Source organism: Paraflavitalea devenefica (genome assembly GCF_011759375.1).
Classification (GTDB): Bacteria; Bacteroidota; Bacteroidia; order Chitinophagales; family Chitinophagaceae; genus Paraflavitalea; species Paraflavitalea devenefica.
Window position 1 is genome coordinate 368,779 of record NZ_JAARML010000004.1, and the last position, 12,440, is coordinate 381,218.

The window sequence follows — 12,440 nt, forward strand, 5'->3', positions numbered from 1 at the left end:
GACTCATCAGGAAAGAGTAGCTAACAATAAAACACTAATTGTGATAAAGAATTATTTCAAAATCGCCTGGCGTAACCTGGTAAAGAACAAAACCTTTTCCTTTATCAACATCTTTGGCCTCTCCGTAGGCCTCACCTGCTTTATGCTCATTGCCGCTTTTATGTACGATGAGCTTAGCTATGACCGGTACGCCGATAAGGCAGAACAGCTATACCGCGTAGGCATACACCTGGACGCCAATGGAAGCGCTACCGACTTCCCCGCGGTAGATGGAGCTGTGGGACAGGGTATAAAAGAGGCTTTCCCGGAAGTGCTTTCTTTTACCCGTCTTCAGAAGACAGGCCGACTCTTTGCACGGTATAAAGACAGGCAGTTCAAAGAAGAACGGGTGGTCTTCCTCGATTCCAATTTCCTCCACACCTTCTCCATTCCCTTACTGGAAGGTGATCAGCAAACAGCCCTCATGGAACCTAACTCCATGGTGATCTCAAAGGCTACGGCTGTTAAATATTTCGACAAGGAACCTGCATTGGGAAAGCTCATCACCTTTGCCGGTGTGAGTTATAAGGTAACCGGTGTTTTTGATAAGGTGCCGGACAATTCCCACTTCCATTTTGACCTGGCCATGAGCCCATCCGCCGAAGAACGCAACCGGCAGGCCACCTGGAGCAATGTATCCCATGCCACCTACCTGATGCTAAAGCCCGGCGCCGATGCCAAACAACTGGAAGCCAAACTGCCTCAACTGGTAGCTAAATTTGTAGTACCCGAAGTACAACGGGATATGGGCATTTCGCTGGCGGAAGCACAAAAGTCGGTGAACACGTTCCGCTTTTACCTGCAACCCATCACCGATATCCACCTGCATTCCCATACCAAATATGAGCTGGAACCCAATGGAGATATCAATTACCTGTACATCTTTGGCGCCCTTGCCCTGTTCATCTTATTGCTGGCCTGTGTGAACTTCACCAACCTGTCTACCGCCAGCGCCGCCAAACGCGCCCGGGAAGTAGGCATCCGTAAAGTAATGGGCTCGCAGCGGGGGCAGCTCATTGCCCAATTCCTGGCAGAATCCGTTTTGCTGAGTAGCGTTGCTACACTCATCGCCCTCGGCATCGTCTATGCATTGCTTCCGACCTTCAACCAGTTGTCGGGCAAGCAGATCAGTATGGGCTTCTTCCTGCAATACCAATCATTGCTGGCCCTTCTTGGGGTGAGCCTGCTGGCAGGTATGCTGGCCGGTATTTATCCCTCCTTCTTCCTGTCGGCTTTCAGGCCCATCAAAGTATTAAAGGGTACGCTGTCTGCACAACCCCGCCGCAGTATGCTGCGCAGCAGCCTTGTCGTATTCCAGTTTGTGATCTCTACGGCGCTCATCATCGCTACCATCGTAGTATACCGGCAGCTTCATTTCATGCAAAACATTAAGCTGGGGTACAATAAAGAGCAGGTGCTTATTATACAGGACTCCTACGCGCTTGGTAATAATGAAGCAGCCTTCAAACAAAAACTATTACAGGACAGCCGCGTGGTCAATGCCACCCTCTCCTGGTCGGTACCGGCTTCCGGAATTATGGATGGCACCCAGATCTTTGTAAAGCCAATCCGGGACAATGATCCACATACAGAAATTCAAACGGGCATCTACCGTATTGACTATGATTACCTGCCAACCTTGGGCATGGAAGTAGCGGCAGGCAGGAATTTTTCAAAAGACTATCCTTCCGATTCAGCAGGTGTACTGATCAATGAAACGGCTGTACGGGAACTGGGCATTAAAGGCAATCCGCTGGGCCGGACCATTGTGCGTTCAGGTCAACGTGAATACAATATTGTAGGCGTAGTAAAAGACTTTCATTATACCTCTGCCAAACAAAAGATTGCGCCACTGATGATGCTACTGGGCAGGAACGGTGGATCGGTGATCGCCAAAATAAAGACCACCGATGTGCAGCACTTCCTGGCCGATGTAAAAAAGGATTGGGCTTCTTTTGGCGCGGATGCACCCTTCACCTACTCCTTCCTTGATGACCGCTTTGCAGCGCTGTTCGCAGCGGAAAAGAAGAGCGGGCAGGTCTTTACCCTCTTCGCCATCATTTCTATAGTCATTGCCAGCCTGGGATTGTTTGGACTGGTAGCTTATACCACCGAACAACGTACCAAGGAAATAGGCATCCGAAAAGTGTTGGGCGCTACGGTGCAGCAGGTATTGCTGCTGGTGACCAAAGAGTTCCTGTACCTGGTGCTGGTGGCCTTTGTGATTGCGATCCCGGCTACCTGGTGGGCCATGAACCTGTGGCTGCAGGATTTCGCTTATCGTACGGCTATCAGTTGGTGGATATTTGGTATGGCCGGTATCATCGCCCTGCTGATCGCAGCGCTTACGGTGAGCTTCCAGGCCATTAAAGCGGCGTTGATGAACCCGGTGAAAAGTCTAAGAAGTGAATAGACAGCGAAGCAAAAGCAATAATCAATAATTATTAATTAATAATTACTGATTATTGATTATTCGTTCGCGCAGAAAAAATAACCAATAAAAGAAATGCAGCATGTTTAAAAGTTATCTAAAGACCGCCTGGAGAAACTTATGGAAGAACAAAACCATGGCGTGTATCAATATACTGGGACTGGTAACGGGCATTACCTGTTGCCTGCTCATTGGTTTATACCTGCAGCATGAGTTCAGCTATGACCGCTTCCAGCAAAAGGGCGACCGCATTGCACGGGTATTGATGGATTACCGCTTCACCAGCGGTGATTTTAAGAAAGTACCGGTTACCAGCACCAAAGTGCTGCCGGTTCTGGCACGCACCTTTCCCGAAGTGGAAACAGGCGTACGGATGGCCAATTATGACCGGATCATTACCCTCGGCGATAAACAGTTCGAAGAAGAAGGCTTTATGTATGCCGACTCTACGTTCTTCGACGTTTTTTCTTTCAGGTTATTACAGGGGCATCCCAAAGCGTCGCTCTCCGGGCTCCATAAAGTAATATTGACGGCCTCTGCTGCTAAAAGATATTTTGGCGCTGAAAACCCGGTGGGCAAAATATTGAAAGCAGGCAGCGATGCCACGCCCTATGAGGTTACCGGTGTTATGGAAGATTGCCCTTCCAATTCGCAGATCAAATTTGATTTCCTCGCTTCTTTTTCTTCCCTGCAGGCCAACCAGGAAAAGACGTGGTGGAATGCCAACTATACCACCTTTTTGCTGCTGAAAGACAAACAGGCTTTTGCTCCTTTACAGGCCAACCTGTCCGCTTATATGAAAAAAGACATGGCCGGACAAAATGCCTTCATCAAATTTACGCTGGAGCATTTTGACCAGATACACCTGCACAGTGAGTTTGACAGCTTTGTGCCCAATACCCATATTGCCTACCTCTACATACTGACCGGTGTTGCCTTGCTGGTATTGACCATTGCCTGTTTTACTTACGTGAACCTGAGCACGGCCCGGTCTTTGGACCGCAGCAAGGAAGTAGGCATCCGTAAAGCCATCGGCGCCTTAAAGCAACAGATCTTCCGGCAATTCATCAGTGAGTCGCTCCTCTTATCGATGCTGGCGGTATTGATGAGCGCGGGATTGGTAATACTGTTATTACCCGCCTTCAACCAGTTGGCAGGTACCACCCTTTCCGCCCGCTCCTTACTATCCCCTGCTACGGTAGCTATTGTACTACTGATGATCGTGTGCATCAGCTTTCTGGCAGGCAGCTACCCGGCGCTGGTACTGGCCGCTTTCCGGCCGGTAAAAGTGTTGAAAGGCCCGGTAGGCAAAAACAGTTCAGGCGCCTGGCTGCGTAAAACACTCATCGTATTCCAGTTTGGCATTTCTGTTTTCCTTGTCATTGCCACCTTCATCATTCACCAGCAAATGCGGTACATACAGGAAAAAAAGCTGGGTTATGAGCGTGACCATGTACTGGTATTGCCCTACGATAATAAGATGAACAATATGGGCAGCACCATCAAACAGGAATTGCTGACGGTTCCCGGTATTACCAGCGTTGCCCGTACAGCCCACCTTCCTACTTCTATTGTTGGCGGCTATAACATGCGTACCGCCACTATGCCCGAAACGGATAACATGTCGGTAATCGCCAACCCGGTGGATGAAGACTTTATCAGAACAATGGGCATGCGCATCATTGCCGGCTCCGATCTCACCCGGCAGGATATGGCCGACCTGGACCAACCGGAAGGCAAGGAAGTTATCTATCATTATATCCTTAATGAATCGGCCGCCAAAGTACTAGGTTGGACACCCCAGGAAGCCGTTGGCCAAAAGATGTTCCTCGATGCCTCACGGCCCGGCATCGTAAGAGGCGTGGTCCAGGATTTTCATTTTCAGTCGCTGCACGCCCCCATCCAGCCCCTCGTACTGTTTCCTGAAAGATGGGGCAGGAACTTACTGGTGAAAATAACCGGCAACAATATTCCGCAAACGATCCAGGCATTACAGGCCAAATGGAAAAGCCTGGTGCCCCATCGTCCATTCGACTATCACTTTCTCGATGAGGATTACAATAAAATGTACAATGCCGAGATCCGCCTGGGCAAGATCATGAACCTGTTTGCAGGTATTGCGATCATATTGGCCTGCATGGGACTCTTTGGCCTCTCCTACCATGCCATTCAGCAACGCCAGAAGGAAATAGGTATCCGCAAAGTATTAGGAGCTTCCGTAACACAGCTATTGCTGCTGGTATCAAAAGGGTTCCTGGGCCTGGTGCTGCTGGCTTTTGTCATTACCGTACCGCTTACCTGGTGGGCCATGAACAAATGGCTGGAGGATTTCGCTTACCGCATCAGCATTGGCTGGCTGGTCTTTGGCGTAGCAGGCTTCATCGTACTGCTCATTGCGGCCTGTACCGTCAGCTTCCAGGCTGTAAAGGCGGCACTGATGAACCCGGTGAAGAGCTTACGTAGTGAGTAGCTTGTATCAAAAACGGACGACTCCTGTACTGTTAACGAACATGTTCGTAGTACTTTATGCATAAATAATTGATTTACAACTGAGGTAAAGACGGTATGCTTTCTGTTTTGTATGGATGCCAGTACCCGTAACCTGAAAGTTTAAAACAGTAACACTATGCTAAGGAACTATTTCAAAACTGCTTTACGCAACCTGCTGCGCAACAAAACCTACGCAGCCATCAATATTACGGGTATTGCCATCGGGTTAACGGCCTTTTGGATGATCGCCTTGTATGTGGCCGATGAACTGAGCTATGACCGGTTCCACGCCAATGCCAACCGTATTTACCGCGTGGCCCAGCATGCCAGTTGGGAAGGCGGCAATATCAGTCAGGCCTCTACCTCCGCGCCCTTTGCAGGCTCCCTGAAAGCGACCTATCCCGAAATACAGGAAACCACCCGCATCCTGCAGGAAGGCGGTGGTATCATCAGCTATAACAACAATCCTATCAAAGCAGATGATATCCTCTTTGCAGATGCCAATCTCTTTAAAGTATTCAGCTTCCCTTTCATCAGCGGGAACGCAGCAACAGCCCTCGCCCAACCCGAAAGCATTGTGCTGACGGAAAGCCTGGCCCGTAAATTATTTTCCGACCCGCAAAAGGCGCTCAACCAAACCGTCTATTTTGAGAACAACTACCCCAACCGGGTAACCGGCGTTATTAAAGATATCCCGGGCAATTCTCACATACAGTTCAGCGGTCTGCGCTCCTTGCCTGCCGGCTGGACAGAAGGCTGGCAGAATTTTAGTGTGTACACCTATCTCCTGCTGAAGCCGGGTACTGACTACAAAAAGCTGGAGGCCAAACTGCCCGACTGGGCCGGTCAAACCATTCAGAAGATGATGAACATAAAGGACTACCGGGTAGAGCTGCAGCCCCTCACTTCCATTCACCTGCATTCTAACCTGCAGGTGGAGATCGGCGCCAACAGCAGCATCACGCGGGTATATATCTTTATTGCTATCGCCGCCCTGGTACTGATCATTGCCGTTATCAATTACATCAATCTTTCCACCGCCCGTTCTTCCACCCGCATCAGGGAGGTAGGCGTACGCAAAGTGATCGGTTCGGGCCGGAGGCACCTGGTGGGCATGTTCATTACAGAAGCGCTGGTCATGACTGTTGTGGCAGCAGCAGCGGCCTTCTTTTTGATCACCATCTTACTGCCCTTGTTCAATTCCCTGGCAGATAAGAATTTAACCGTATGGCGCTTTGGTACTGCGGCTACCCTCACTGTCATTATTGGTTTTGCCCTGCTTACCGGCATCATCAGTGGCATCTACCCGGCCCTGTTCCTGTCGCGCTTTAAAACCATTCCTGCCCTGAAAGGACAAATGGGCAACCTGGCCAACAATATCCTGTTCAGGAAATCACTGGTGGTTTTCCAGTTCGTCATTACGGCTGTGATGATCGCCTGCTCCATGATCATTTACCAGCAAATGCAATACACTTCCCGTAAAGACCTTGGCTTTAATAAAAAGCAGGTGCTTACTTTTCATATCCATGACCGGACCGTGCGGAATCAGGTGGCAGCTATCAAAACACAGCTGTTGAAAAACCCATTGATAGAAGGTGTGGCCGCTGCCGGCAACCCCATCGGCAATAATAACCTCGGCACCCATGGCTTCCACTTTGAAAAGAATGACGGCTCTTTCTCCACCAGTAGTAAACTGGCGCAGGAACTGGTGGTGGATGCCGGTTACATTCCTGCCATGGAGATTAAAGTAAGCCAGGGCCGGAACTTCTCTACCGCCATTGAATCGGATAAATATGGCGCCGCCCTCATTAATGAAACCCTGGCGAAAGAGCTTGGCTGGACCGATCCCCTCAATAAACGGTTACGGTTCAAATACGGCGCCGGCGAGATCGGCGAAAGAACAGTAGTGGGCGTGATCAGGGACTTCCATACTTTTTCCCTGCAACACAAGGTAGAACCCATGGTGCTGATGATGCCTCCTGTAGCTTCTATGGAAGACAATCTCTATGTAAAGATCAACAACAGTCATACGAAGGAAGCATTGGCCTATATAGAAAATGTGTACAAACAATTTGATAAAAGCAACCCGGTAGAGTTCAGCTTCCTCGACCAGAACTTCGCCCGCCAGTATGCGGCTGAGCAGAAACAGGAAAAACTGTCGCTCATCTTCACGGTACTGGCTGTCTCCATTGCCTCGCTCGGCCTGTTCGGACTGGCGGCCTTTACTGCGCAACAACGGGTAAAGGAGATCGGCATCCGGAAAGTTTTGGGCGCTTCAATAAGTTCCATTATCACCATGCTGAGCAAGGATTTTATCAAACTGGTATTGATCGCCATTGTGATCGCCACGCCCATTGCCTGGATAGGCATGCACCAATGGTTGCAGGGTTTCGCCTACCGGGTAGATATCCACTGGTGGATCTTTGGCCTGGCTGGTATGCTGGCCCTGGTCATTACGTTGGCCACTATCAGTATCCATGCCGTGCGGGCGGCATTGGCGAACCCGGTGGATAGTTTGAGGAATGAGTAACAACAACCATAAACATGATTAGAAACTATTTAACAATTGCACTAAGAACACTCTGGAAGCACAGGGTGTTCACTGCTATTAACATGGCAGGACTGGCCATTGGCATCAGTGCCTCACTGGTCATCTACCTGCTGGTGCAATATGACTTCAGCTTCGATAAATTCCACAAAGACGGCGACCGCATCTACCGTATTGTATCCAGGTTCACCTCTCCCGATGGCCAGGTACACAAGAACCCCGGTGTGCCTGTTCCAATGGCCGATGCCGTACGCAACGAAGTGACCGGACTGCAGGTAGTAGCTCCCTTCCACACCTGGAGTGCAGAAAAGATCAGTGTGCCGGATAGCCGTAAGGCAAAGCCCGTTGTTCATAAATCGCCGGAAGGGATCATCTTTGCCGATCAGCATTACTTTGAGTTGCTGCAATATGAATGGGTGGCAGGGTCCGGTAAAACGGCTTTGCAACAACCCAACCAGGTAGTATTAAGCACGGCTGGCGCCGCCTTGTACTTCCCGGGAGTAAAACCCGAAGAGGTGGTGGGCCGTGAATTATATTTCGATGATAATATCCGTTGCACCATCACAGGTATTGTCAAAGACCTCACCGGGAATACTGATTTCACCTTTAAAACATTTATATCCTACAGTACACTTGACAAAGCAGGGATAATGTCGGGCGATCCGCTGTCATGGAACAATACCTCCGGCGACTCACAGTTGTTTATTAAACTCTCGCCGGGCGTTACTGCCGGCAAAATAGAAACAGCTATCCATACCCTGTTTAACAAACACCAAAAGCCGGGGAAAGACGATAATACTAAGACAGCACATCTGCTACAACCTTTGCAGGATCTTCATTTCAATACCGATTATCGCAACTTTGATCAGCGCACCGCCCATAAGCCCACACTCTATGGCCTGCTGGCCATTGCAGCCTTTTTGCTGTTACTGGGCATCATCAACTTTATCAACCTGGCCACCGCACAGTCGTCGCAGCGGGCCAAAGAAATAGGTATCCGGAAAACGCTGGGCAGCCTGAAAACACAACTGGTCCTTCAATTCCTTAGTGAAACCTTCCTGCTCACCCTGATGGCCACCATGCTGTCTGTAATAACAACACCGTTATTATTAAAGGCATTCTCCGGCTTCCTTCCTGCAGGCTTGCATTTCAACCTTGTACAACAGCCCGGCATCCTCTTATTCCTCCTGGCGCTGCTGATCGGCGTTAGCATACTGGCAGGCTTTTACCCTGCACTGATACTATCGGGCTATAAACCTATACTTGTACTCAAAAATCAGGCGTATGCCAATACCGGCAAAACACGCAATGCCTGGTTACGCAAATCACTTACCGTATCCCAGTTCGTGATCGCACAGGTATTTATTATGGCCACCATCCTCGTAAGCAAACAGATCCATTACGCTATCAATATGGATATGGGCTTCCGGAAAGATGCCATCGTTTATTTCAGTACCAACTACCGTGACACTGTACGCACCAATAAAAAGGTATTAATGAATAAACTGGCTGCCATCCCTGAAGTGGCCATGGTGAGCCTGTCCAACAACCCGCCTTCGGGTAATAGCGTATGGTCCACCACAATGATCTATAAAGACGGAAACAAACCCATTGAATCGAATGTGCAGCTCAAGTACGCCGACACCAATTACATCAAACTATTCCGGCTTACCTTATTAGCTGGTCAGAATATTATCCAAAGCGATACCGCCAGCCAGTTGCTCATCAATAAAACCTATGCCCATGTATTGGGTTTCCGGCAACCGCAGGATGCCGTTGGAAAATATATAGAATGGAATAATAAAAAACTACCCGTAGTCGGCGTAGTGGCCGACTTCCACCAGCGGTCCCTGCATGAAGCCATTAAACCGCTGGCCATCAGCAATGGCACCAACATAGCCCTTACGATCAACATGCTGCTGCACCCACAAAACGATGCCGGGACAGTATGGCCGGCAGCTATTAAAAAAATGGAGAAAGCCTGGAAAGAGTTCTACCCCGAAATGGACTTTTCGGCCAGCTTCTACGATGAACAGATAGCCCAGTTTTATGAAAATGAACAGCGGGTTTCTACATTATTGATATGGGCTACCGCACTCACCATCTTTATCAGTTGCCTGGGTCTGCTGGGCCTGGTGATGTATACCACTTCCGTACGGGTAAAAGAGATTGGCGTTCGCAAAGTATTGGGCGCCTCCGTTACACAACTGGTGGCCTTGTTATCCAGGGACTTTATGGCCCTGGTGCTTCTCGCGTTCGTGATTGCCACACCGGTTGCCTGGCTGGGTATGCATCAATGGTTGGAAAACTTCGCCTACCGTACCTCTGTGAGCGCCTGGGTATTTGTGCTGAGTGCTGCGATCATGATGATCATAACACTGTTCACACTGGGCTTTCAAACGGTGCGTGCAGCCCTGGCCAATCCGGTGAAGAGCCTGAGGAGTGAATAATTGAATAGTAACACAGTCACATATAAGTCTATAAACCATGTTCAGGAACTACTTCAAAACCGCCATCCGCAACCTCCTCCGTAACAAAAGTTACGCAGTCATCAATATTACCGGTCTCACGGTGGGTATAGCCGCCTGTCTGCTCATCTACCTCATCGTGAGCTATCACCTCAGCTTTGACACCTTCCATAGCAAGAAGGACCGTATATACAGGGCCGTATCAGAATTCAGGGGAGAGCATGAAGTAACCCATAGTTCAGGCGTACCTTTTCCGGTTCCCCGTGGATTGCGGGAAGACTTTCCCGAACTGGCTAAAGTGGCCGGCATACTGGGTAGTGGCAATGACCAGATTACCGTACTGGATGAACATAACCAGCCGGGAAAGAAATTTAAAGAAGCCAGAGGTTTCTTCTTTGCTGAACCGGAACTCTTTGAAATATTAGATTTCAACTGGCTGGCCGGCGATCCCAAAACAGCCTTATCGGATCCCAATACCGTAGTCCTTACACAGGAAATGGCAGAGAAGTATTTTGGCGACTGGCATGCAGCCATGGGACGTTCTATTAAATTTGAGAATGCAGATATATTGAAAGTGACCGGCATCCTGGAAAATCCGCCGCCCAATACTGATGTACCATTAAAGATAGTAGCCTCTTTTAAAACCTTTAAAAGCCCCAACCTCACCGATTGGGTAAGCATCTACAGCTCGCATAACTGCTTTGTGCTGCTGCCCGAAAATTACCCGGCTTCGAGGCTCAGCGCCTTATTGCCTGGCTTTGTGAAGAAACACAAACCGGCCGAGAATGCCGGAGATGGTATCCTCTTACAGCCGCTCAGCAATATGCACTTTGATACCCGCTTCAACACTTTATCACGCCAAACCTTTAGCCGGGAACTGATCACTGCCTTATCGATGGTGGGCCTGTTCCTGCTGATCGTTGCCTGTGTAAACTTCATTAACCTCGCTACTGCACAGGCAGTGAACCGCGCTAAAGAAGTAGGCGTTCGCAAAGTATTGGGCAGTGACCGGAAGCATCTTATCATCCAGTTCATGGGTGAAACCTTCCTCATCACTTTGCTGGCTGTTGTATTGGCTACCGGCGTTGCCTCGTTGGTGATCACATCGCTCAATGCCTTACTGCAAATACAACTATCCCTCTCCTTTTTCAATAACCTTACCATACCGGTCTTTCTGCTGGCAGTAACCTTGCTCGTAACGGTACTGGCAGGCTTTTATCCCGCCCTTGTATTATCAGGTTACAATCCGATCACAGCCCTTAAAAGCAAGATCGCTGCTACAACAACCGGTGGACTCACCCTCCGCAGGAGCCTGGTAGTATTCCAGTTTGCCATTGCACAGGTACTGATCATTGGTATGCTGGTGGTAGTAAGTCAGATGAACTATTTTAAAAATGCTTCCCTTGGCTTTACTAAAGACCACATACTGAATGTGCCTATCCCGGCCGATAGTGCCGGAAGGGCAAAGATTGACTATCTCCGCGCACAGCTACAGCAACAACCGGGTGTTGAAAACCTGAGCTTCCACTTTGCCAGCCCGGCAGACAATGGTAACTCGAGCAGTGATTTTAAGTTCGGTAATACAGACAAAAACTCCGGCTTTGAAGCCAACCTTAAATGGACCGATGTAGACTACTTTAAAACCTATGACATTGCCTTCGTGGCAGGCAAGCCTTTCCAGCCTAATGACACTGTCAGGGAATTTGTGGTCAATGAAACCTTGCTGAAAAAACTGGGCATTAAAGACCCACAGGAAGCCCTTGGTAAAAGGATTAACTTATGGGATGGGATACACGTAGGAAATATCTGTGGCGTAGTAAAGGATTTTCATGCACGCTCTCTGCGTACCCCCATTGATCCCATCATCCTGGCTCCCTCGAAAGCGTACTACCGGGCTTTCAGTGTAAAGATGCACCCGGATAAAGCCAAGGAGACGATGGCTTATATTGAAAAGTTATGGACCAGCACCTATCCCGACTTTGTATATGAATACCAGTTCCTGGATGAGAAGATTGACAACTTCTACCGCCGGGAAACCCAGCTATCACAGCTCTATACCATTTTTGCCGCCATTGCCATCTTCATTTCCTGTTTGGGCCTCTATGGCCTGGTATCCTTCATGGCCGCCCAGCGTGTAAAAGAAGTAGGCATCCGTAAAGTGCTGGGCGCATCGGTTGGCAATATTGTATACCTGTTCTCACGCGAGTTCACGTTGCTCATCATCATATCATTTGCCATTGCTGGTCCTTTGGCATGGTACCTTATGACCAAATGGTTGCAGGATTTTGAATACCGCATCCCGTTGGGCGCCGGTATCTTCCTGGTGGCCATTGCCGGCTCCATAGTCATTGCCTGGATCACGGTAGGCTACCGGGCTGTGCGGGCCGCATTGGCTAATCCGGTGAAGTCATTGAGAAGTGAGTAAAACGTATCAAAGGCAATAATCAATAATTATTAATTAATA

5 protein-coding genes are annotated in these 12,440 nt (G+C 49.1%); all 5 read left to right on the plus strand.

Translation table 11 applies throughout. The annotated features are described in order from the left end of the window. The first annotated feature begins 40 nt into the window (after positions 1-40). The 5 genes from HB364_RS23150 to HB364_RS23170 all read left to right on the plus strand — a co-directional run bounded on the left by HB364_RS23150 (position 41) and on the right by HB364_RS23170 (position 12,401). Positions 41-2,452 carry an ABC transporter permease gene (locus HB364_RS23150; RefSeq protein ID WP_167290712.1) on the plus strand — a complete coding sequence of 804 codons (2,412 nt, stop codon included), beginning with the start codon at positions 41-43 and terminating at the stop codon, positions 2,450-2,452. 100 nt (positions 2,453-2,552) lie between these two features. Further along, positions 2,553-4,940, plus strand: a complete 2,388-nt coding sequence (locus tag HB364_RS23155; protein WP_167290713.1) for an ABC transporter permease — start codon at positions 2,553-2,555, stop codon at positions 4,938-4,940. 156 nt (positions 4,941-5,096) lie between these two features. Then, positions 5,097-7,490, plus strand: a complete 2,394-nt coding sequence (locus HB364_RS23160) for an ABC transporter permease (protein WP_167290714.1) — start codon at positions 5,097-5,099, stop codon at positions 7,488-7,490. Positions 7,491-7,504: 14 nt separating this feature from the next. Next, positions 7,505-9,958, plus strand: coding sequence for an ABC transporter permease (locus HB364_RS23165; RefSeq protein ID WP_167290715.1), 2,454 nt, complete (start codon positions 7,505-7,507; stop codon positions 9,956-9,958). Between the two features lie 37 nt (positions 9,959-9,995). Next, positions 9,996-12,401, plus strand: coding sequence for an ABC transporter permease (locus tag HB364_RS23170; protein ID WP_167290716.1), 2,406 nt, complete (start codon positions 9,996-9,998; stop codon positions 12,399-12,401). Positions 12,402-12,440 lie beyond the last annotated feature (39 nt).

Bases quoted from the DNA above. Each gene is read 5' to 3' on its own strand.
- HB364_RS23155 (WP_167290713.1), top strand. From the start codon at position 2,553: ATGTTTAAAAGTTATCTAAAGACCGCCTGGAGAAACTTATGGAAGAAC.
- HB364_RS23160 (WP_167290714.1), top strand. From the start codon at position 5,097: ATGCTAAGGAACTATTTCAAAACTGCTTTACGCAACCTGCTGCGCAAC.
- HB364_RS23165 (WP_167290715.1), top strand. From the start codon at position 7,505: ATGATTAGAAACTATTTAACAATTGCACTAAGAACACTCTGGAAGCAC.
- HB364_RS23170 (WP_167290716.1), top strand. From the start codon at position 9,996: ATGTTCAGGAACTACTTCAAAACCGCCATCCGCAACCTCCTCCGTAAC.